The sequence below is a fragment of the Acinetobacter sp. genome, assembly GCF_036666595.1.
In the GTDB taxonomy this organism is placed as follows: Bacteria; Pseudomonadota; Gammaproteobacteria; order Pseudomonadales; family Moraxellaceae; genus Acinetobacter.
This window is the reverse complement of the sequence record NZ_JAVWVO010000007.1, coordinates 1-24,976: the sequence shown is the minus strand read 5'-3', so window position 1 is coordinate 24,976 and position 24,976 is coordinate 1. Positions and strand designations below refer to the sequence as shown.

General features: G+C 41.0%; 11 protein-coding genes. All 11 read right to left on the bottom strand.

The annotated features are described in order from the left end of the window. Positions 1–15: 15 nt before the first annotated feature. Complete coding sequence (locus tag RR876_RS10335) at positions 16–567, bottom strand: hypothetical protein (RefSeq protein WP_332476241.1); 552 nt, start codon at positions 565–567, stop codon at positions 16–18. Continuing rightward, positions 567–6,626, bottom strand: a complete 6,060-nt coding sequence (locus RR876_RS10330) for an SdrD B-like domain-containing protein (protein ID WP_332476240.1) — start codon at positions 6,624–6,626, stop codon at positions 567–569. Before RR876_RS10330 ends, RR876_RS10335 begins: the two co-directional genes overlap by 1 nt. Before the next feature lie 47 nt (positions 6,627–6,673). Then, positions 6,674–9,397, bottom strand: a complete 2,724-nt coding sequence (locus tag RR876_RS10325) for an isopeptide-forming domain-containing fimbrial protein (protein ID WP_332476238.1) — start codon at positions 9,395–9,397, stop codon at positions 6,674–6,676. Positions 9,398–9,443: 46 nt separating this feature from the next. Beyond that, a complete protein-coding gene (locus RR876_RS10320) occupies positions 9,444–9,938 on the bottom strand; it encodes a hypothetical protein (RefSeq protein WP_332476237.1) in 495 nt (164 codons plus the stop codon). Between the two features lie 504 nt (positions 9,939–10,442). Then, a complete protein-coding gene (locus RR876_RS10315) occupies positions 10,443–14,213 on the bottom strand; it encodes a hypothetical protein (protein WP_332476236.1) in 3,771 nt (1,256 codons plus the stop codon). A gap of 55 nt (positions 14,214–14,268) precedes the next feature. Then, positions 14,269–16,926: a hypothetical protein gene (locus RR876_RS10310; protein ID WP_332476235.1), complete on the bottom strand. Its 2,658-nt coding sequence runs from the start codon at positions 16,924–16,926 to the stop codon at positions 14,269–14,271. Positions 16,927–16,941: 15 nt separating this feature from the next. Continuing rightward, the gene (locus RR876_RS10305; RefSeq protein ID WP_332476234.1) at positions 16,942–19,587 is read right to left on the bottom strand and encodes an isopeptide-forming domain-containing fimbrial protein; all 2,646 of its coding nucleotides are present in this window, start codon (positions 19,585–19,587) and stop codon (positions 16,942–16,944) included. A 321-nt stretch (positions 19,588–19,908) separates the two neighbouring features. Beyond that, the gene (locus tag RR876_RS10300) at positions 19,909–20,052 is read right to left on the bottom strand and encodes a methionine/alanine import family NSS transporter small subunit (protein WP_081313279.1); all 144 of its coding nucleotides are present in this window, start codon (positions 20,050–20,052) and stop codon (positions 19,909–19,911) included. A 10-nt stretch (positions 20,053–20,062) separates the two neighbouring features. Continuing rightward, entirely contained in the window at positions 20,063–21,541 is a 1,479-nt protein-coding gene (locus RR876_RS10295) for a sodium-dependent transporter (RefSeq protein ID WP_279663523.1), read from the bottom strand. A 965-nt stretch (positions 21,542–22,506) separates the two neighbouring features. Next, positions 22,507–23,070 carry a DUF4256 domain-containing protein gene (locus tag RR876_RS10290; protein ID WP_332476233.1) on the bottom strand — a complete coding sequence of 188 codons (564 nt, stop codon included), beginning with the start codon at positions 23,068–23,070 and terminating at the stop codon, positions 22,507–22,509. Between the two features lie 140 nt (positions 23,071–23,210). Then, positions 23,211–24,569 (bottom strand): MFS transporter, encoded by a 1,359-nt coding sequence (locus RR876_RS10285; protein ID WP_332476232.1) that lies wholly within the window; start codon positions 24,567–24,569, stop codon positions 23,211–23,213. Positions 24,570–24,976 lie beyond the last annotated feature (407 nt).

Here is a 24,976-nt window from a genome sequence, read left to right as displayed (position 1 = left end):
GCGAACTGCGTTAAGTTAAAGTGTGCCACAGTTTTCCGATAAAGAAGTGGCTTGATCCATCAAACGTTCTGCTGAAGCAAAAATCTCACGCGAATGATGCCAACCTAATTCACGGTACTCAGCAGCTGCCCAAACCAAATTCACTTCAGCTTGTGCAAGTTCTTTATAGGCACATTGAAACCCAGTCTGTATTTTTATCGTTGCAGCACGCGTCCATAAATCACGGCGCATTAGTTGGGAAAACGGTAACATTGGTGTTTCTACACTTAACGTTGCACGCTGATCTGCATATACAATGTCTAAGACCTGCTGATAGATCAGATCAATATTTTGACGCTTCGCTTTTTCACTATATTCATGGTCAACATAACTCAGCCATGTTCGTGCTTTTTCTAACTGGTACTTGTCCCGTAAGTCCGTCGCTTGCTCAATTGCAGTGTGCAATTGCTCATGCACATGCTGCTGCGAAACTGGATAACTTGAACTAACAGGAACCTCTGCAGCATGCGCCACTACAGTACCCAAAGCCGCAAGCCACAACACATGTTTAGCATAATATTTCAACATTATTTAGGCTCCAAGGCTTTATTGACTGAAGGCTTATTTTTGTTAAATAGATTTTCGTCAAATTTGAAGCGGAAACGGAAATATGCACCATCCATCGTTGTATCACTATCAATCAGATCTTTATCTTGATAGCCCACAAAGTTATATCCACCTGAAACCCAAAGGTTCGAAGCTAGTAGATAACCCACTTCAACCCCTGCCATCAACTTGGTTCCATCCGAAACACTGTTCCACATCACGCCAGCATTCACCCCTGCATCCCAACGCTCATTAATATCATACATAAACCGGCTGTTGAGCATTTGAGTCATACCACTGGTTTGCAGTAGATCATAAGTTTCATCCAAATATTTAACCGCATATTGCCCAGATACATGCACCGAACGTGTTGGATGATAATTCATATGATGAGACATAATATAAACATTGCGCTCATATGGATCATTCAGCGTTGTTTCATTTTTCTCGTAGCGATATTCAATTTTGCTCAATGAGTCAAAACGATTGGTTGCCAAATCACGATATGCAGCACCGACCTGAACACGGTCAATCACACGATCGCCAGAATCTGCAGACTTATTGTCGGTAATATTCAAGACATTTTTAGCTAATAAAGTTACTTCGTCTGAATACTTATACGCGGTACCTAAAGTATTTAAATAGCTATCACTTTGATTAGACCAGCGTCCTTCTATACGTGCCACATTTTTCCAGCGTGGATTGGAAAGGTGTTCAAAGCCCAAAGTTGCCGCAGTAGACTCTAGTGAATCTTTATTTTCACCTTCAAAGACTTTTACTTTTTCAAAACTGGTATTAAAGAATAGACCTTCTTTAAGCTGCCAACGATTACGTACACCCATCGCGGCTTCAGCTTCACGCGCACTCATACCATCACGTACACGATATTCACTAAACACAGAACCATCACGCATATATTCACTGTCTAAACCAAAAACGGTGGTATTACGTTTTTGCGTGTCATTGAGTTCGTATAATCCGCCTATACTCGAAATGAATTCATGGCGCGCATAGGCATGAATATTTTTATAAACTTGTGCATCACCACCTACAGCAAATACACGGCGGTCACTATCCGCGATGTCTTGCTCATATTCTAGGAAAGCACTTGAACCATCAAAAGGGAGTGCTGTTTTTAATTTAGCGCGCACAGTGGTGCCATCATATGGCGTTTCAACATTTTGGGTCGAAGCACTGGCTGCATTGGCTGACTCATTATAATAACGTGCACCCAGCTCTAAACTTACAATACGGTTAATCGCTTTCTCAATCGAGGCGCTCACGCCATGGCGAACACCTTCATTCACGCTATCTTCAGTCCTTACCGCTTCAACACGTAAAATACCAAACTGATCTAAACGTGCATTGAGTTTGACTGCACTTTCTTTGCGCCCTGAACTGATTGAAGACGCCGCATTACGGAAACCTTCATCTGCTTGTTGATGGTAAGCACGTAAATCGACCTTGTCATTTTTGTATTCCAATTCAACGCGTGCCGCTGTGCCATCACCAGATGTGTCTGTACTATTTGACGCATTCAGATCTGTCAATTGGTCAAGGTTTAGAGCATCGTGGTCAGAATATGCATATTCCGCAATCAGTTTGGTCTTATCATTCCAATGAATGACTGTATTGGCACTGGCAATTTTCTCTTGATCCATAGGATCATCATTTTGAATATAAGAGCCACCCACCGTCACTTTATCATTGAGCTTATAACGACCATTCACTCCAGCAACGGTATATTCCTGCCCCCCTTGATCCGACTCTACCGTAATCCGTAGATAAACAGGATTCAGGTTTTCATCAATGCTGCTCAACGGTGAGGTCAGGTAAATACTGTTGGTATAGGTATCTACTTGATAGTCGCTGAAGCGATTTAAAGTACGCTGCGCAATAATCAAACCTGGATTGTTACGATCACGAACAATCACTTCCACCTTTTCACTATTTTCTAAAATATCGTCGGTATCAATACCTAAAGAATATGGACCAGAAACCCCCATTGCACGTAATTCATTCACGATTTGCGTTGCATTGGTTCGTGCTGCGAAGCCCGAAACTTGGTAACGATCCCCTTCAACAGTTGACTTCAGACCTGTCAATGAACGGCTGTATTGACCCAGTGAAAGCCCTTCGTCATTTTCTGTACGTGTAACATAGTCCCCATACATGGCATAAGAACGGCCTTTATCCACACGGACATAAAGTTTACTGGTGGATTGTGCATCGAAGCCTTTCGCTGATGCATCGCCATACACGGGGTAATATTCATCTGGACGGATATCACGGAATAGGCGCTGATTATTTTCTTTGCTCGAGTCATAAGCCAAAGTCAGTAAATAATCTCCGCGCACCTTCCCTTTCAAGAATAAAGCCGCACGACCACGAATGGCGGTTTCACCATCCCCTGAACTGGATAAATCATTCAGTTCTTCTTCGAAGCCATCTTGTGTTGAGCTTTGCGATAAATTTTTTGGGTCGAATTTGTTCAATGCAAATGAACCTTCGATAATCCCCGCAACCAACATTGGGCGTAATTCTGCTAAAAAGCGAACAGGAACTGTCTGCTCATAAATACCACTACGAATACGCAGTACACCTGAACCCGCTTCTAATGGCGCAAGAACTGGGATAACCAGTGAGCCACCTTCAGCAAAAACTTGAATACCGGGCTTATCTGGGTCTAAATCTTTGAGTTGAACCGTTCCCACCGATGTTTCTATCGTAATTGGGGTACGTGTTGCAACAGCCGTACCATTGCGGTCAAGTACCTTAACAACAACTTGATAAACGTCTTTGCCATTGGCATAAACCACTTGTTCTACTGGCTGCGCAGCCAGTTGACTCATCGCATCTGGTGCGATTACTGTCACTTGCTGTTGGTCACGTAGATTGCCAAAGCTGTCGTACTGGCGAACTGCAACTGTGTTTTTACCTGCAAGCAGCGGCACACCAATAAAGTCTAAACCAGCAACTCCATGCTCTTTATAAGCTGCTTTTTTACCAATACGATTTTCCGAAATTTGCTCGTCATTCACAAATAAACGGATGTCGGTTCCTAAAGCACCTTTTACTTGAATGGTTGCTTGTTGAGCAGGTAGTACTTGCTGTTCATTTAAGTTCAAAATTGCAAGTTGATTCGACTCAGAACGTTGTAATTCCTGTTCTAAGTCTAAAATCGTTGGTGTTTTAACTGGTTCAACTTGAACCGTTTTAACGTCTTTAATCTGTTCTTTTTTATATTCAATATTACAGTTTGCCGAAGCCCCTGAAGCACTAATACAGCCACTAGCAGGCTGACCTTGAACATCAGTCACATAACTGCTCAATGCATCTACGTTTAAATCTTGGCGTAAGGTTTGCTCAAGTGCATCAAGTTGCGCATCAATTTTGCTACGGCGCGCTTCAATTTGTGCGGCCAATGCCTGACTACATTCGCCTGCGGTATCTGCTATCGCGAAATCAGCACGGTGCAATTCACCACGTTTTAGGTCCACAAATCGGCTGGCTGGATCACCCGCTTGACGGTTACTGATCAGTACCAACTCTGCATTATTTGGTAAAGTGGTATTGTCGACTTTTAGGACATGGGTAATTGGTTTAATGCCATAGAAGTTATATTTCCCTTCACGGTCAGTGACCACAAAGTTCCCATCTTCCATATAAATACGCACACCTGGAACACCAAGCTCACCCGCATCTTGCACCCCATTACGGTTACAGTCAGTAAATACTTTACCCACTACGAAACCATCTGGACTAAATACCCCTGGTGTCACTTTGACTGCCGCTTGTGCTTCATTTGAAGTCGTATTTTTATTGTCCTGCGCGTAAACACGGTTAATCCCATCGCCACTTAAAGCATTTGGCCCGACATACACACGGTATTGAACTTTCGCTTCTTGTTTCGGTGTCAGTGTCCCTAAACCTAAAGTTAAATAAGGACCTTTGCCACCCTGTGGGTCATTACTCTTTTGACCATTGACACGCGTAGTGCCTGATACATACACAAAACCACGTGGCAAAGTATCTTTCATATTGACGTCATACAGTGTTGAGTCACCCATATTGGCAACCGTCACCATATAATCTTTAAAGTCACCAATCTCAGCTGTTTTATCGCCCACCACTTCTTTTTTAATGACCAATTTGTCATTAATTGGCGTCACAATATCAACTGGGTCGATTGGGATATCAATATTGAGTGCAGCATCACCTGTTTTTAAAGTGAAGTTTCCGCCATAAGACCATGATGCATCGACCACACGCTGATCAAAATTATTATAAATGGTTTTGTCACTGGTAAATTTATAGCGGGTTCCACCCGCAATCGTCGACGTGTCGATATATAAGCTATAAGTACCATTATCAACATAAGGGTAAATAAACTCACCATCACTATTGGTTACCTGCTTTGCAGGAATAGCAACTTTGTCCCCTGTGGTTTCATCTAGTTTATAAGCAACATTTTCAGCAGGTTTGCCATTGGCATCCAATAAAGTAACAGTTGCACCCGCAACAGGTTGATTGGTCTTGGCATCAAAAACCACACCATATGGATCAATGAGTACATTGGTATCTACATCACTGATACTGGTTGTGGAGTTACCATTTTCATCCAAGCAATCCGTTAAGCTAACAACCACTTGATCACGCTTAACCGTTTGTAGAATTTGATCATTCTGCTGTGCTGTCGCAGACTCCTGAGTAGGTAATGAAAACCGGAATATGCCTGTGTTGATGCCTGTTTCAACACCCTGTACATATTCAATATCACCGGTTTTCGTCGATTGAACTTTGATTTTAACTTTGTCTACACTGCTGCGCGTGGCATTACACATGGCACTATTTGCTGCAATATACAACGGCTTACTTAAACTGCCAGTCGCTAAAATATTAGAATAATCTTTGCTGTTATTAGTGATGGAAGAGCTTCCACCCACTGTGGTGACCACTTCATTCGACAGAGTCTTTTTAATATTTGAGACTAGGCCATGCTCAACACTAAAGATGTTGGAAATCGATGTACGACTAATATTAGAGTTCATCGTCACAACCATTTCGACCGTTTCAGTCGCATTGGCTGCTAACGCTTGCGGGTAAGCCACCACTAAAGTATTGATGAGTGATTTATCATTCGGGATCTGCTGGGTAAATTTATCTTGGCCTAATGGATATAGCACCAAAGCTTTTGAGTTATTTGCTTTTGCTGATTTAAACGTGGTGTTTGCTGGTAACTCGTCCAATAACACCACAGCATTAATGGTTTGACCATCGACCTCAATCGGCTTAGTACCCGAGTTGCGCGTAGAGGTGTTTTTAATACTTAAAGTGTAGGTTAAATCGTAAGACTGACCTACTTTCGGTTCAAAACTACTTTTATCGACAGCTTTGGTTGCTGTTAACTGAGGTAAAAAACTAATTAAGCCGTTAACAGCATCTGCAATAGCTGCTGGATCTTGAATGACATATGCACGCAGTGGTAAATCAACGAGTTGACTATCATTTAAAGAACTCGATGAATCAGCCACGACCCATAGGTCAACTTTTTGATCACTTTCTAAACTCAAATGCCCCGTCACCAATAAGTCTGAACGATCAAACTCACCATTTTGATTACTGTCGACATAAATTTTTATATTGGATAATTCTGGAACCGAATTTTTATCAATTGAAATATCGGCTTGTGTATTGCTGTGATTCGTTAGAGTGTTTAACCAAATAACTTTTTCGCCCGCATTGATTTCCTGACGAGCTGGTGAAGTCAGGCTAATAACATATTGGGGATTAATTGTGACTTGAACAGTATTGGAAACGGCCTGACCAATCAAACCGTCCTTTTGTACAAAACTTGCATACGCAGTATTGGTGATATTTTGCCCAGCAGCAGGCACCACAGCATAAGCTTGATTTACCAAAGCCATAGCGGTCGCTAAGCTTGAGAAAATGAGCTTGATCTTATGATTATATAGCGGCTGAACTCGTTTAATCACGAAAATACCCCAATACCAAGTAAAACAAGGTGAAGGGATAGGCATTTTGACAATGCCTATCCACAAAAATAGTTATTAATGTTATGTCTTAATTATTGTCCATCGACCTTAACACTGAACTTCATTGTGACCGTTTCAGAAGGTGCTAAAGCAAACTCAGTTGATTTCAAATTGTTTGCTGTATTCGATACCGTACCTTTTGATGCAGGATCTAGTGCAGCTGCTGGTGTTGTACCTAAAGTGGTATAACTTGGCACCGCATCCGTAATCACAACTTTAGTTACTGCTTGGTTACCATCATTTACCGCCTTAATTTGGTAAATGATACAAGCACCTGGTTTTGCTTGAAGCGTTGATGTTCCGAAGTTACTACCAACGTTTGGTAGCCCATTACAGTCATCGTCAAGCGCCTGTAGTTTTTCCAAACGGACTTGACCAATGTTCACTGTAGTTTTGTCAGTTACAGTGACAGCTGCAGGGGCAGCAATACTATTCAGAACACCTGTTGGAGTGATGGTTACAATAGATAGATCGGCTTGACCTGCAGTTGCATTACTTGGTGCTTCAACTTTCACCAAAATGCTCACGCTTTCATTTGGAGAAAGACCATCAGCACCATTCGTTGCTGTTAACCATGCGTTAAGATCAGCGCCAGTAACCAACTCACTTGCGTCAGCAACACCATCGTTGTTCTTGTCCACATAAACTGAGGTTACAAAGCCACTGTTCGATGGGTCGTGAGTAATGTTGAATGGCAATGTGCTACCAACACTATTTACTACCGCACCTTCCACAACGTTACCGTTGTTGGTCAAAGTATGCTTATAAACAATAGTACCGCCTGGAGCGACCTGACCTTGTTGATCAGCTAAGAACGACAGTCCACGCACAGCTTCTACAACAAGACGATCTTTCATCTTGTCGGTTAAGCCAGTTGCAGGAGAGTTAATCGTGAAGACAATATCTTGGCTATTTGCAGGTGTTGCATTTGCTGAAGGTGTTACTTTGGCACAGAAATAAGCCGTCGCATTTGGCTGAATTGCACCTGTGTTGGTCACTTTAGTTGAAGAACACACCCCATTTGAATCAGCAACAAAGTACTCAACTGTCCAACCTGATGGTAATGGTTGATCTGTACCAAAGTTATAGTTGTCTGCAGTTGAACCACCATTGGTTACAGCAATCGGGAATGTTCCTGCAACACCTGGTTTAGTCGTTACTGTCGTTACAATATTAGCCGCAACATATGCGCCTTCACCTGTAAGTGCAGTATCATTTTCTATATAGTCTTTATTACCCTTACCATTACTCAAATCGACTTTAGAAGCAGTGATGTCAGTAATACGTAAAGTAATCTTATCGGATAAAGTGCCATGTACAGGTGTAATGGTTAGGATTGTATCTAGACCAGGTGCTGTAATCGGACCTGTATAACCATTTGGCAAAGTAATACGTGCAGAAATTTCAAGATGACCACCAGAAGCCAATGGACCACTATCTACACTTGCGTCACCATTGGTGTCTGTTAATGGTGTATTGCCATCTGACTTTAACAATTCAACGATAGAACCTGCCGGTAGCTTAGATTTGTCGACTTTAATATTATATGTCTCAGTCACATTACCTAAGTTATGAATCCAAATATCTTCAGTTGAACTTGAAGCACCAAATAAGATCGGCGAACCTTGAACAGCAGTGGTAGAGATTAAGTCATCTTTAGAACCCGCGACCTCAGCATCTGAGTAAGGGTCTGTTGCTAAATCATTAATCGTACCAATATAAGTCGACTGAACTGTGACATCATACGGGTTCGTAGGTTGTGGGCTTTCTGTGCCTGGACCATCTGGGTCAAATGTTGCGATGTTGGTAATTTTACCCGCTGGCGCACTCGCATTGACTGTTACTTGGAAAGTGAGTTTGCCTGTACTGTTACGTGCTACAGAAGCAAGAACCAACTGTACTGTTTTAGTACCAGCAGTATATTGGTACTTCGCTGTTGTTTCGTCACCAGTAGCATCTGTCAATGCCGCTGTTTGACCACTCCAACGTGCTGATCCAGCAACGTAAGTCACACCTGCTGGCAAGATATCTTCAATGGTTAAATTAGTTGCGTCGGCATTACCTGTATTTTTATAGGTCAACTCATAAGTCACCGTATCGCCACGAGTTACAGCTGTGACATTGGCAGACTTCGTGACTTGAATCACCGCGCCACCCACAATTTTCACTGTATCAGTGTTAACTTTGATATCACTTGAACCGATGAAGGTACTTTCAGCTGATAAAGTCAATTTACCCAAGTCATTTGCTTGAGCTGTTGATGCCGTTGTACCCACAACCACCAAACCTGCAGACTCACCCGCATTTAAGGTAACAACCTGCCCCATTAAGTTGGTATTGTTATCAGGCACACCGTCTTTGTTGGCATCTAAATAAATCGCAATATTTGAGAAATCAAATGCATCGCCAGCGATGTTTGCCAAACTTAATGTGAACTTATCTGTTCCATTACCAGTGTTGGTCAAGACGTGTGATAGGGTCACCACACCGTTCGGGTTCGCAGTCGCACTACGGTCTTGTTCAAGTGTGAAACTGCCCACTTGTAAAACAGTCGTTTTGACTTCATTCGAAGTGACAGTACGTGTAGTCGAAGTACCATCCACATACGATGCCGTTGCAATGTTACTAATATTCGTGCCCGCAGCTGGTGCAGCTGCATATGTGGTGCCTGTAGCAAAGAAAGCAAACCCACCTAAGACTGTCGCAATTGACAAATAAAGGTTATTTCGCTTTGTTGTTTTCAAATTCATAGACATGAAAGTCCCCCGACTCCATCGGAATGATGAGTGTAAAATTGAGAAATTAATCGTTTGCAGTATTTACTTTGGCTTGTGCACTAACCGTTACGGACTTTTTCGCTGGTAATTCTACAATCTGCCACTGTAAAGCGCGGTATTCTTTCAATGGAATATTGACCAATTTGCCATCTACTTTTTTCTTTAATGGTATTGCTGCAAAGTTGACACCATCCGTGCTCGCGAGTGCACCTGAAGGCAGACTGGCACCCAAATATTGAGTATCTGCAGGAATCGGTAATGTCGCCTTTAAGCTTTGAATGTTACGTGTTGTGTTATTGGTATAAGTCGCACGATACTCAATCACATCTTGCGGTTTAATTGAGTCTGCAGCTTTAAATTGTGCATTCCCCTTATTGTCTACAACTTTTTTGAACGCTTTAAGCTGAACAGAGACAGGCTCATTATTGGTCGCTGCTGTTACCGCCATCGCACTGGCAGCAACCCCAACAAACATCAAACTAATTGTCATTTTTTTCAGCATAGAATTTTTGTTTAACATGATTTTATCCACTGCGAACCAATGCGAACTTTTTGTGACACTAATCACTTTTTTACAAATTAATGCAACAAATCTCAAAGCAATATTAAACAAAAAACACACAAACAACCATACATTATTTAAAAAAAATGTTAACCAGTTCTCCTTAAGCAGTTTCGAATGGATATAAAAAATCACACAAACAAATTTAAATTAATGATATTTATAATTTTTTTAATTTTAAATTAAATTACATACAGAAACATTTGTGAGGGATACAAAAAATTACAGCTGAAAGAAAAAATTTAAATGCTGTTCAAAACCCCTGAATGTTGCTTTTCTGAGAGAATTATCTGGATAAAATAGACGTTATAACTGTCTTTAAATCACTCAATCCACGCTTATCATTTAATATATTTTTCAAGTAAATATGCAGAAAACTACAGCCCTATATATCAAAAATGGGGAATAAAAAAGCCCCTTCATGTAGATCACACTGAAGGAGCTTGTCATATCACAAATTAACTAATCGGGAATCCGTACACAGAAACCCACTTGTCCCTTTTGTTTCGGTGCCAACACACCAGGAATTGTCCATTTCAACTGCCCTGAATTTGCTTCAGTTTGACAACCAGAGGCACTACAAGACATTGTTCCATAAACCGTACCCACTGGAACACTATCTTTTAAAACAACATCAACTAAATTCTTGTTTGAATTATTGATATAGGTCATTTGATATTCCAAATAATCCCCTTTCACAGCTTGATTGGCTACAGTAAATGCTGTCGTCTCACTACTTGGTGCCGGGCATGCCGTCGTTTTACGGACCAATTTACTAATACTTAAGCCTGCTGTCCCAATAGCCGTAATGTCATTCACACTATTACTTTCTTTTGCTGTAGCACTGCTATAAGTGGCTTTTCCATTGACTTTAAAACTCGCAATAAACCGATCACCACCTTGCGCTGTCGTTGGTGAAATCACTCGCTGAATCAAACAGACTTTTTCATTGGCTTTGATGGTGCGGCTCGACAATAAACTCTCACCTTGATCTAACTGCGCATTACAGTTGCTGTCCACGTAAATCAAACTCTGCCAAGGCTGATTATTGGCAGGTTGCTGTTCTTTACTTTCCGTTAAATTAAGCACATTCATCACACTTTTAGCCGTCAATTCATGCGGATAATCCACCATATCTCCAGCCACAATGGTTTTTTGTCCATTTTGGCTTAAGACCAATTGTAACTCGGCATCTCCAAATAAGAAGCCTTCATAACTGGTGACATTATTTGCTTTTGGAATCGTAAACTGATCATTTGTGCTATCTGCTGTCGCTGTAACATTACTTGCTTTTGCAGAACTTACTGAATCATAGCCGGTCACATTACGTTGTACGAGACAGACATTACTGCTTCCTGCAAATACATCTTGCAATGTTTGAATTCTAAACTCACCGTTGGCATTGCTTGTAGCAGAGGCCAAAATAGCTTTGCTACTACAATCTTGCAACTCAACAATACTACCTGCTATTCCCAACTCACCAGTATCTACGATGCCGTTATAGGCCTTTGATGTATCTGAAGTTGTACCACTGTTATCATTAAAAACTCGGCCAGAAAACACATAGCCTGCGTTCTTACTATTCGTCACGCGGCAGATAAACTTAGACGCAAATTTCACATTTGCTGCTGGAATAGTTTGAGTCAGTCCACTTAAGCTTCCCAAATTACCTGAGCTATTCCCTGAAACAGCGGCATTGCTATCGATACATTCCACACTCTTAAGTGAATATAAAGTTGAAGCTGATTCAGCAAAACTAATCGCTGTGTTTGGGGTCGCGTAGGCTACCGTTGAACCTTGCTCAACAGGTGATACACTATTTTTTAAGCGCACAGACTGTGCCGTACCAACAACAGTTGTTACCACTTCCCCACTGGTAATGATTGCAGCATTGGCATTGCTCAAATTTGAAAAAGAACTAAAGTTGAAACTGTCGGTGCCATTTTCAGACACTTTATTCATTTCAAAGGTTGGCTTTAAACAAGCATTCACTTCATTTAAACCAATACCAATATCATCTCCTGCCACACCAGAACCCGCATAACTCTGGAATTCTGTGCGAACAACTTTCACACTACTTACCGTAGTTGGCAATGTAATTGTAAAATTAATTGAACCAGGATCTGTTTGGTAAGACGTTAAAGCATAATCCGCTTGTGCAACTTGAGCACCATTTAAGGCATTAAAAGAAGCGCTTGAATTAGAGCTTTTACCGGGCGTAGTTAATACCGCATAAACCACACCATCTACCAGTACTCGCATGTTCACCGCTGTTGTATTACTTCGTGGCGAGCCATATGACCAACTCAAACGACCTTTTAATTGCAATGCACCATTTGCACCCGTGCCATACATCACCGTATTTGGAAGAACTGTTGGACTCGAACCTGCAGTTTTTAGATTATTATCAAAAGCCGCCAAGGTATTATCGGCATCATACTTTCTAAAAGTCGTATCAGACACCAAATTTACTGCTTGACCAGATAAACACTGATTTTGGGAACTGCCCGTGGTGATTGGCGTATTCTGTGTAATCGTCATGTTTGCGGTTGCATTATTATTGGTCGTGTTACGGTCAAAAACACTTGTAGAAATAGATACAGTATTGGCGACTGAACCTGCTTTATAAGCCAGACCTGTTATGGTGAACTCCAAATAATTGACATCTTTTCCATTTGCAGGAAGACTCAGACCTGTCGCGGTTAAACTGTTACTACTTTCTGAAGTCACCATATTCGCAGTTGTTGGGCAAACAGCTGTACCATATTTAGTGCATGTCCAACTTAAGCCTGAAAGACTAGTAGGAACAGGATCTGTTAAGACTGCATCCGTCACAGCCAAGCCACCATTATTCCAAGCCTTAATCGTATACTTAACGACCTCACCTGTATTGTATGTAGTCTTATCAGAGACCTTTGAGACCTCCAAATCTGCCGATGCCAATACGGTATCTTGGTCTGCTGTCGTACAAGTGCCCGCCGTTTGGTTAAACGAACGGGTAATACCATTTGCATTTAAAGTTGTACAACTTACCCCTGTTGAAGAACCTAATGTTGGTACGTCTACTGTAGCAGTGTTTGTTACCGTACTGCCTGCCGCCGCATCAACACGGGCTGTGACTAAAATTTCATAGAATTCACCAGCAGCTAAGCTTCCTGTATCAATAGAAGCCAGACTATTTAAAGCAGGAGCAGTAGTACATTTATTATTGGTAACTGTACTACAAGCCACTGCAGTCGCTGTTAACCCTGTCCCGACCACATCCTTAAGTAGTGTTCCTGTATACGTATCAGGTCCATTATTGCTAACGCGTACCGTATATGTTGTCGTAGCACCAGAATAGACTTGAGTAGTATTGTTAGTTTTAGAAACTGCAAGGTCTCCGACCATAGAGTCAATACTGGAGGCACTGAATGAAAATGCATCTCCCCCGCTACTAGACCAACTCGTAGATGAAGAGTTCGAATTATCAAAATCAGAAGCTAGATACAAAGAAAATCTGAGTTTTGTTATCGTACTTGTACTTGCAATTTGCACACTACCACTCGCTCCACCCTCACCAGTGATCGAAGAGTAAGTCGAGCTATTATTTCTAATTTCATAATTTGATACTGTGAGTCCACGTCCAGATAAACGGTACATGGTTGTGCCAGCTGGATATTCAACTAATTTTAAGTTTGCAGTAATCCCATCTGTTGCTGTCCCCCCTAAACCAGCAACATTAATCACAGGGTTCTTAACACCGCGGCTAAACTCAAGAACAACATCCCCCAAGTAATGCCCTAAGCCTCCATTTTTATTTTTTGTGTATCGGCTGACCTTCCCATCTAAAACACCTGTTTTAAGAAAAAGCCAAGTTCCATAGTTAGTAGACGTACTAATACCTGACCCTGCAGGGTCTACCCTGTTTGCAGTGAAGTCACTATTAGCAGGGCTACCTATCGCACCGATATTCGTAAAAATACTAGAAGAAGATGTATTGTCCCCAACATTCCCACCAAAAACTAGCCCTTTCAATGCATTTGAATTATTATTATATTGTTGATTTTCAATAGAATAAGTTACTGATGTTTTAGGAAAATATGTTGCTGAGAAGTTATTATCATTAGGATTATTAGCATTAAATAAATAGGTATTTGTTTGAGCTACTACCGAAGGTCCTTGGGAGTTTGTTCCACTCCCCGAGCTAATTTCTAATGTAGGAATAGCAAAAACTGCTTTTGATAAAGACAAAAGCATCAATCCTATGAGTGTCGTGATGATATGAGTACTTTTTTTACCCATTAACTTAGTTCCCCACATATTTCACCCCAAACTCCAAGCTATGACTTTCATTGCTTTTTATTGCAGCAACTGAACCCTTAATTGCACCTGACTGTCCAAGTGCTGGTGCAGTTAATGAACCCACTTCACAGGTTGTACAACTTGGCGCTTTACTCATCACCATCGCCTCAGGCGTATAGTCATAAAAATTAAATCGACCAATGGCCGAAGCACCCAAATTTTTCACCGTTAATTGATACAGAACACATTGCCCAGACCCATCTGAATTACGTGTAATCGGCAAGACATTTGAGGTATACACGCTATCTGCCACGCCATCACAATTATTATCTTTGGCTTGTAACTTGCTCAAACGCACGGGCGCACTGGTGATGGTCGTAATATCTGTTGCTGTGTCTAATATCGTACCCGCACTATTTTTTAGGCTAATCACAGAGGTATTCGCCACTCCGACCGTGTTATATGCGGTATTCTCAACTTTATTAAAAATACGAATCTGTGCTTTGCTGCTAAGAATAGAAGTATTTACAATAGATAAGTTTTGAATAATCGGGTCAGATGCATCTAACTGCCCATCATTATTGGCATCATAATAAAGGGTAGTCGTAAAACCTGTTCGATCATTGGTAACGCTTAAATTATCCGTGGCTGACAATACAGATGTTCCCCACGGCTTTAAGATATGGCTATACACAATACTGCCACCTGGTGCAATTTGCCCACGTAAATCAGGCTCTAAACTCACCCCACCTTGACTCGCATTTGAGCTAATCGTAATTGCATTCTGAATAACGTCATAAGCATTATTTGGTGCTGAGGTCGTCAAATTAGACGAAGCCACTTTAAAATAAATTGGAATCGGTTGCGTTGTGGTCTTGGCATCGGCCCGAATTTCAACCACGGCACAATAGAGCTGTGATTCGCCATTATTCAACAATCGAGTTGAAGCAATTTCAGCTCCAAGCACCGAACAGTTTGTTGTCGATGTCGAAAAATAACGAACTGAACTAATTTCAGTAGGCAATGCGACCGTCGCAAAATTATTATCAGCATCGGCACTAAAACTATATGTCGTCGCTTGACCCGTATGACGTACCGTGAGCGGGAACACTACTGTTTGGTTATTCACCCCAGCTAAAGTTTTCCACGGCGAACTTCCATTCGATACGTTGCCATTTCCTGTACCATTTGCTGTAGTTTCAGGGCTATTGATCAGATCAACCAAACGAGAGGCTGTACTTTGAGTAAGAGAAGTCCTATCTTGTACCGTATCTGTTTTGGTACTGTCTAAAATCGACTGTGCTTTAGGCACAATGTTATACGTGGTATTGGCTGTATCTATATAGTCTGCGGGGAACGTGACTTTCACAATTATCGGAAGTTTAGCGCCTGCATCTAGCATTCCCGTATCAACAATACCGTCGTTATTACTATCAAACAGTGGTGTGACTCCATCTGCACGATAGAATTCCAATACACTACCTGTCGGTAAATTATGGCTGTTAAAAGTTAAATTAAACCGATCAGCCACCGTTCCTGTATTCCAAACATAGTTTTCAAATAGAACCGATCCGCCACTACTCACAGCAGGTTTAGTTAATAGATCATTACCACTTACACTACTTGCATCAGCATTAATCACCACCCCATAAATCGGCTTAATGCTTAACACCGCAGTGTTCGACTGTGTAGTTAAATTTGCAGTGGTGGAAAGACCGTCATGGTCGTAATCCATATTCGCCAAGTTGGGAATTTCACCGGGTGCAGTACGAGCAACCCGAACACGGAACTCAATATAGCCTTGCGCATTCGCAGGGACATTGGTGATTTGTGCGCGAATGGTTTTACCATCCGTATCGAGGTAATAATTGATGCCTATTGGATCATTACTGCCAGTCGCAGAATTCAGTGCTTGCCCATTCCAGTTTTCATTACCCGTGACATACGTCAACTGCGAGGTATCCAACAGGTCGCTGATATTGACTACACCGCTGTTATTACCATTATTGAAATAGGTTAAACGGACGGTTGCGATATCCCCATTCACGACGGTTGTTTTATCAAAACTCTTGGTTAAATTTAAAACTGCCTGATCCGTGATGCGAGATGTATCAATGTTATTTTGAGTCAGACTGGGTTGTTGTGTAGAGGTCGCTGTGAGTTGAATCTGACTGGAGCTATTTACGGCTGCTGATGAAGGAATAATGGCTTTAATAATCAGTGCAACCGTCTCTCCAGCATTTAAGCTATATTGGCTAATCGGAGTATTATTGTCTGCAACACCATTTCGATCGGCATCTAAATAAATTTCAATATTACTATGGGTAAAACTCCCCCCTGCAATTTGACTGCCCAACAAATTATAAAGATCGCGTTCGTTCCCAGTATTGGTTAGAACATGGTGATAATAGACCGCCTGCCCTGGACGCACATATTCCGTTCGGTTATCTTTCAAACTGAGGTTATAAACAGGAATCACCGTGGTTTGAACCAAGTTGGAACGTGCCACTTGAACCACGGTAGAGCCTTCTTCTTTGTATTCACCCACAGCCATGTTACTGATGACCAGAGCATCAGCAAAAACCCAAGTCGATGCTGTTGCCCCCAACAAGCTCAGCATGGCAATACGCATATTTCGAATCATTTTCTTTTCTGCAAACATTTTCCGAGCCTACTCTTAAGGGTTAACACGAATAACAAAGTAGAAATTGGCTTCTTGGTTTGGATCTAAACTGCTCACCAAAGCAGAAACTTTGTCACCAGAAGATAAATTTGTACCTGACGGAACAATTACAGGCGTTCCTACTATGCTGGTATAAGCTGGAACAACATCATTAAACTGCACATTCTTCACCACTGAACCACCATCATTTTTAAGTGTCAGCTTATACACCACACATTGATTTGGCTTGACCGAAACCAACTGGGTGGAATAGCTCAAAGCTGCTAAATTAGTGGTGGTACAGCTACTATTCGCTGCTTGTGTTTTAACTAACTGTAAATGCCCCGTTGCAACCGTGGTCACATCTGTATTTTTTAAGTTATCTAAATGAATGCCATTAAAATCAGACACTTCAACCACGATATCAGCCTGACTCACCACACCTTCTGTTGCAGAAGGAGCCGCCTGAACTTTAAGTAAAAGTTGAATATCAGCCTGCGCCAATAAGCCCGCACTACCCAAAAGCTGATTTAAACTGGTTGTTGCGCCAATAATTTGGTCTGCACTATCAATCTGACCATTTTTATTCGCATCATAATAAAGGGTATAAACAAAGCCATCATTTCTAAGTGGTACAACTTTCAAATTCACTTGAGAACCTGCGTTTGCACCCTCTGCCATATTGCCCAAATTCTTTAAAGTATGCGCGTAGACAATCGTGCCGCCCACACTTACCTGACCCTGCTGATCATTAGTTAGGGCGACTAAGCGTGCGACATTGCTTTCAATTTGGTTCTTAATCGAGTCCGCTTGTTGATTAACCGGTGATTGAATCGCAAACCAAATCGGTGTTGTAAAATTCTGTTGGCTTGCGTCAACATCAATCACTGCACAATATGTCTTGCTTGCTCCTGCACCTAAGGTTCCCGTATTTGTAATTTGCTTACCCACCGTTTGACAGCTTGCATCACCTTCATAAAATTTGACGCTAAAACCCGTTTTAGCGGTGAGCGCAATATTGGTTACATCGATCGCGCTAAAGGATGCATACAAATTATAGTTGTTGGCTTGGGTTGAATTATTCTTTGCCACCAAAGGAAAAACCGCTTTACCTGAAGTAACTTTAACCGTACGTAATGGTTGACCGGCGTTATCCACAATCCCCACGCCTAAACCGGATTGGTCAGCATTATATAAATCACTGCTGCTGGATGCAGCAGTCAAAACTGTAATTTGGTTACGAATTGGGTCAGAGGCTGTACTTGAAGCAATGGATGTTGCAACCACATCAATATTGATATTGCTGACACTGCTGGTACAGCCTGTAGAGGCTGATACCCCAACCTGAATTTGTTTGACCGCCGCATTTGAAATCGAACCTGTGTCGACTTTACCGTCACCATTGGTATCCGTAAGTAAAGTTTTTCCATCCTGCGTGTAAAAATTAACTTTGGCACAGCTAGGCAGATTGCTTGAGCTATAACTTAAATTATAAGTATCTGTGGTATTGCCGATGTTCCAAACATAGTTATTAAAGAAAACCTCTTGCCCTGGTTTTAAACTGGCTTGAACCACTAGGTTATCGGGACTGCTATTCGGGTTACCAAGGTTCGTTGCTGAACTGGATTTATTATTTAAAACCACCCCATAAACAGCAGCCAAATTGTAAATCACGGTATTGGAGAAACTGCTCAGTTTTACCGTAGTGTTATCTGTATCGTATTGTACAAAACCTGCCGTGTTTGGAATTTTATTGACCGCACCTTGTTTCACTTTGGCTTTAAAAGCTAGTGTGCCTGATGTGAGTGGTGCAACAGCCGTAATACTGGCTTCTAGACTCTTCCCATCAGGTTTAAGTTGATAGGAAATTCCCGTATTGGCAGATCCTTCTGTATCATTTGCATCGGTGAGTGCAGTGCTATTCTGATTCCAAACTGCCGACCCGGATACGTATTCTAAAGAATCATCCAACACATCTTGCAGCACGACACGACGTGTTGCTGTCCCTGTATTTCGATAGGTCAAAGTATAGGTAATCAAATCCCCAATATTGCCTTCACTTGCACTTTGCGCTTTAACGAGAGAAATCACAGCATCATCTACAACGCGAATCGTATCTGTAACTTGTGCAGAAAGCGTAGCATTTTGCTGGCTCACAGCTTTGAGGTCTAAACTACTGAGCTGATTAAAAGAGACATTGATGGGGATACTGCCCACAATCACAACAGCTAAAGATTGACCCGCATTGAGCTCAATTGAACCGACCAATAAGTCTTCAGTATTATCAGGTAAACCATTTTGATCGCGGTCTGCATAGACCTTCACATTACTTAAATCAAAATTATCCGTACTACTTTGCACTAAACCCAATGTATATCGATCAGCAGTATTACCTGTATTGGTTAAGACATGTGGTAGATTCACCGCCCCACCGACCACACCATATTGGTTTTGATTTTGTACTAAAGTCAGTGAGTATGTTTTTTGCACTTCCAATGCCACGGGATTGGAATTGACCAATAAAACATTCCCCATCTCATCGGTATAGTCCCCAGATGCAACGTTAGAAATATAGCTTCCCGGTTGTGGAAATGCATGTGCTTCTAATGAAAAAAAAAATAAAAACGACAGAGCAGAAAATTTCTTTTTGTTAATTTTCATATGAATTAGCCAGCAAAAGTACAAACTGTGTCACAATTCTATACCATTTTGTATCATAGTTGTTATTGTGATTGCATATTTATTAGATAAAATTTGTACAGGATACTTTTTGTTCTTTCTGGCCGTATGAATTCTTATTTATTTCAAGCCAAATTGATCCAAATCAACTCATCAAAAAAAAAACTTATCGAAGCATTGTTGTATAGCGCTGATGTGCGATAGCTCACTACACCCTCGTTAAAAAAACGCCCAATGAAGCTCATTGGGCGTTTTTTAATAAGTAGATACCTATTTCAGGGCGACTAAACTTTAAATCCAGTATTACAACGTATGCTGGTCTTTCACTTCTTCAAGAACCTCATCGAGTTCTTCAGGGTTTTTCATCAAGTGGAGAATAGACAACACAAGTCCACCCCATAAAAACACCATTGAAATGATCATCATCACGATTGCTGAAGTATTCATTTATGCTCTCCTAGCGATCTTTCATTTTACTGAGTACGATTGCAACAACAGCACAGAAAATCACGCTGCCCCATCCAAATACACCCTGTAGACTCATACTATAACTATCGTAACCATTTTTCAGTAAGTTAAATACGGTCATGCTCAAGGTCGTTAATAAGATCAAGGAGGTGATGACGGTTAAAGTAAATGCCCAGCCTTTGCCCAATTGAACCGTTGAAATACGGTTCACATGATCACGAAGCTCAATCAATGCAGAACGCTTAAACCAAGCCACACTGATAATCGACAATAATGCACCACCGATAATCCCGATGTTATTGATAAAGTGATCCACGATATCTACCAGTTTAATCGCATTCACACTTGAGAATAAGATCACTGAAACCAGTGCACTACCACCGCCAATAATGGTAACTGCTTTTTTACGGCTCCATTTTAACTTATCCTGCATCGCTGCAATTGGAACTTCCAAGATACTGACCATGGAAGAAATACCTGCAACAAATAATGATGAGAAGAACAATAGACCGAATAAATCAGCACCCGCACCAAGACTTGAAATAATTTTAGGGAAAGCAATAAATGCCAGACCGATACCACCACTCACTACATCTTGAACTTCTTTGCCTGCGGTATGCGCCATAAAGCCCAATGCAGCAAAAATACCAATACCCGCCAAAATTTCAGTTGAAGCATTGGCAAAACCAACGATCAACCCCGAACCAGTCAAGTTGGTCTTTGGCTTTAAGTAAGATGCATAAGTCACCATGATCCCGAAACCCACGGAAAGCGAGAAGAAGGTATGACCATACGCCGCCAACCACACTTTATAGTCCATCATCGCAGACCAGTTCGGTGTAAAGAATGCATTCAAGCCTTCTGCTGCACCTGGTAAACGAAGTGATTGCACTACTAAAATGGTGAATAAAACGAATAGCAAAGGCATGAAAATCTTATTCGATAATTCAACACCTTTTTTAACCCCACCAAACAGAATAATTAGGGTCAGTGCCCAAATTCCCACGATTGGCCAAAATAAATGGCTCACAAACTGAAAATCGAACCCTGTTGCTTTCGAAGTTTGTAAGTAGGTATTAAAGAAGAAACTTTCAGGATCACTGCCCCATGCCTGACCAATCGAGAAGTAAACATAGCTTCCCGCCCACGTCAGTACGCTGGCATAGTACAAACCAATGATGATACACACACAGACTTGCCACCAACCTAGCGTTTCACCGCCTTTAAACAAAGCCCGATAGGCTTTAGGTGGTGACCCCGAACTACGGTGTCCTGTTGCATAATCTAAAAATAACAGGGGTAAACCAGCGGTAATTAACGCCAATAAATAAGGAATAAGAAAGGCACCGCCACCATTTTCATAAGCAACATAAGGGAAACGCCAAATATTACCTAAACCTACAGCCGAACCTACAGCTGCAATAATAAAACCAGATCGTGATGTCCAGTTTTCACGAGTTCCTGACATAAAACACCTAAACCTAGGTCCCTTTTAATTGCTTTTTATTTGGTTATCTCGCAACAAAAAAGAACCATTTAATATTAATCTTGAGTGTTTGATTTAGCTTCGACCTTTTGGGTGCAAGGTTCTAAATGACAAACAGAGGAGTTTTCACAAAACCTTGGTTAAAGTGTGTCGATTAAACTTCCCTTTTATATGGTTCAACAATACTCACTTTTATAAAAATATTCTGTAATTTCTGCTTCAAATATTCCATTTTTATAATGTGTGCTGATTCAACCGTTCAATTAATCAGCTTATTTATTGTACAAAATTAGTTATAAATTAACAAACTTTTTGGAATGATTTATCACGCCTATTTTACTGCATAAAATTTGAGGATCCGGCATCGATGCTCAACCTACTGAAAAAATCAATGTAAAAGACGCTAAAGCTATCACCCTCCTGCATAAAAACATTACTTTTCACATTTTTATTCAAATATTCACTCCATTGAGAAAGATTGATCATATTTCTGATAAACATTACATGCATGCATAAAACTTTTTAATATTGTTCTGCACTTACAGCGTAGTCGTATTTACAACTGCGATAGGTCAATGATGCGATAGATTTAAAAGAGAAACCATCAAAGCCAGTCATTGCATAGAGCATCATCAGTTTCACTAGACCAATCCAGTATTGATCAGGCTATTTAAACGATGCTGATTTAAAGCAGTAAGCAAAAATTATATAAGCCATTCACTTTTGTCAGCTTAGGCTTACAAATAGCGTGGTTAAAATGCTGTATGAACAACAGCCACCGCCATGTATATTTAAATCATCAGGAAACAGGACGTTTCCCAAACTTAAAACAACAATAATCAGTTTGAGCATCAGGATGTGAGATATGACAGGAGTTGTATCTAAGCACTGAAATACAAAGAAACCTCGACAGGATGTCGGGGTTTCTTTTTTTCTCTATTCCACAGCTAAAGCTGAATATAAGTCCGAAATCCTCGACTCGCATAGTACGAGGCAGCGCCATTATGATAGGTAAACGTACGACCATAGCGCTGATCACAAAAGATTGCCCCGCCTTGCTGGCGTAATTCGGCTGGAGTTTCAACCCAACTGGATGTTTTCAAGTCAAAATTAAAGATCTGCTGTAAGGCATAATACTGTGGCTCAGTCATTAGGCTTAAGCCATACGCCTGTACCCAATCTAACACTGTATTTTCAGGCGGATGGTCCTTACGACTCAATAGTGCCTCTCGGTCATAACACATGCTCCGTCGCCCCTTCGGTGACTCAATTGAACAATCAAAAAAATACACATTTTGTGTCTTCGGTAAAACCACAACATCAGGCTCACCACCACTCATTTCCATGTGTTGTAACGCATATAGCTTTTCAGGAGACTGCAAAAGTTTTTCGCGGACAACTACCCAACTAATTTGCATATGACGTTCAGTATGCTGTTGAAACCGCTGTTCTAAGGTGTTTAATAAACTCTCACTTTGCTCAGGTTCGAGTTTTTTCTGCTGCTTGATCATTGTTATTGTACTGCCCTATTTAAAGCTGCCTTTAGCATAGCACTCTCCTTCAAATACGACCAAATACCATCCAACTGTACACCTATTTTGAAAAAATAAAGGCCCTCAAAATGAGAGCCTTTTATTTTTTTAGGGTTTGATTAAGAAGATGCTTTGATTGAACTTGAAACTTTCACCTGAGTTTTAACTGCTTCTTCAGCACTATTTAAACGGATAAAAGAAACTGCTATCGCAGCGAGTACCGCTGGGATCGCCACAGCAATAAAATTCAACTTATGTGGTAATTCCATGCCCAACAATACACCAATTACAATTGGCCCTACGATTGCACCAACACGGCCAACCCCCGATGCCCAACCTAAACCTGTTGAACGAACAGCCAATGGATAATATTGCGCCACATAACTATATAGCAGAATACTACAACCAATCGAAGCGGCTCCTGCAAGTGCAACCAATAAATAAATTACAGGTTGTGGTGAATTAAAGCCTAAACCCACCAGTGCAAATGCCCCGATAGTCAACATGCTAATAATGACAGGTTTCAAGTGGAAACGATCTGCGAGTATGCCACCACCTGCAGTGCCAATCACCGCGCCAATGTTCAAAGATAGTAGGAACATTAAACTACTACCCATCGAATAACCCGCAGCCATCATCAGTTTTGGTAACCAGCTTCCTAAGGCATAAACCATCAATAAGCACATGAAAAAGCAGCACCAAAATAGAACTGTACCCGTAGCACGACCATTTTTAAACAGGGCAGCGACAGATGCATCAGGGACTTTGGCTTCGTTTAAGACTAAAACAGTATCTGAAGTTACAGTCTCTTCAGGCACCAGACGTTGAATAATACTGCGTGCCTTTTCTGTTTGCTGGTCTTTCACTAAAAAAGTGACTGATTCAGGTAAGAATTTCCATAAAATCGGAATAAACAGTAATGGAATACCCGCAATGAAAAACATGATCTTCCAGCCGAAGGTTGGCGTAAACGCAACACCTAGCAGTGCTGCCATAATCCCACCCATCGCATAACCACTAAACATCGCGGTCACCAAGGTACTACGAAACTTCTGCGGCGCATATTCCGAAGTTAAAGCAACCAAGTTCGGTAATACACCACCGATCCCAAGACCTGCTATAAAGCGTAAAATACCAAATTCAGTCGGGTTTGATGCAAAGCCACCCGCAAAAGTGAACCCACTGAACAACGTGACACAGATAATAATAACTTTTTTACGTCCAATTTTATCAGCCAACATCCCAAATAACATTGCACCAAACATCATGCCTGCTAAGGCAGTACTGGCCAGCATTCCCGCTTGAACAGCCGTCATGCCCCACTCTTTCATTAAAAGCGGTAAAGCCACACCGTTAATTGCCAAATCATAACCGTCAAACAAGACGACGAATAAGCACCACAAAACAACCGTTAAATGAAAAGGCTTAAATTTAGCCTGATCGATTACAGCATTTACATTCATTGTTGTCGCTGTCATTTTTCCCTCACCTCCAATTGTGAGCTTTATTATAAAAAGTGAATCCAAATTCACTTTTATATAAAATGAATCATAATTCAGTTTTTGTCTATAAATAAAACAATTGAAACGGCTTTTTTTGAAAAAATTAGACTAAAGTTGTATGAAAATGACGCGAAACGATTTGCACTTCTTCGAATTCTTTGATAAATGCTAGATATTTCACATAATTTTTAATTTATATAAATCTATTTATGTATAATTTATCGGCGTATTCTAGGCTCTTCTCTTTTTTGTATTTATTTTTTCCTCTTGATAATTCCTAAACCTCAATTAGACGATTGATTCGTTTATTTTTTATATTTTTAATCTTCCGCACATAAAAAATCCCCCTCAGCTTTAAGCGGAGGGGGATTTTGAATTAATGA

Bases quoted from the DNA above. Each gene is read 5' to 3' on its own strand.
- RR876_RS10335 (WP_332476241.1), bottom strand. From the start codon at position 567: ATGTTGAAATATTATGCTAAACATGTGTTGTGGCTTGCGGCTTTGGGT.
- RR876_RS10330 (WP_332476240.1), bottom strand. From the start codon at position 6,626: ATGCCTATCCCTTCACCTTGTTTTACTTGGTATTGGGGTATTTTCGTG.
- RR876_RS10325 (WP_332476238.1), bottom strand. From the start codon at position 9,397: ATGTCTATGAATTTGAAAACAACAAAGCGAAATAACCTTTATTTGTCA.
- RR876_RS10320 (WP_332476237.1), bottom strand. From the start codon at position 9,938: ATGTTAAACAAAAATTCTATGCTGAAAAAAATGACAATTAGTTTGATG.
- RR876_RS10310 (WP_332476235.1), bottom strand. From the start codon at position 16,926: ATGTTTGCAGAAAAGAAAATGATTCGAAATATGCGTATTGCCATGCTG.
- RR876_RS10305 (WP_332476234.1), bottom strand. From the start codon at position 19,587: ATGAAAATTAACAAAAAGAAATTTTCTGCTCTGTCGTTTTTATTTTTT.
- RR876_RS10300 (WP_081313279.1), bottom strand. From the start codon at position 20,052: ATGAATACTTCAGCAATCGTGATGATGATCATTTCAATGGTGTTTTTA.
- RR876_RS10295 (WP_279663523.1), bottom strand. From the start codon at position 21,541: ATGTCAGGAACTCGTGAAAACTGGACATCACGATCTGGTTTTATTATT.
- RR876_RS10290 (WP_332476233.1), bottom strand. From the start codon at position 23,070: ATGATCAAGCAGCAGAAAAAACTCGAACCTGAGCAAAGTGAGAGTTTA.
- RR876_RS10285 (WP_332476232.1), bottom strand. From the start codon at position 24,569: ATGACAGCGACAACAATGAATGTAAATGCTGTAATCGATCAGGCTAAA.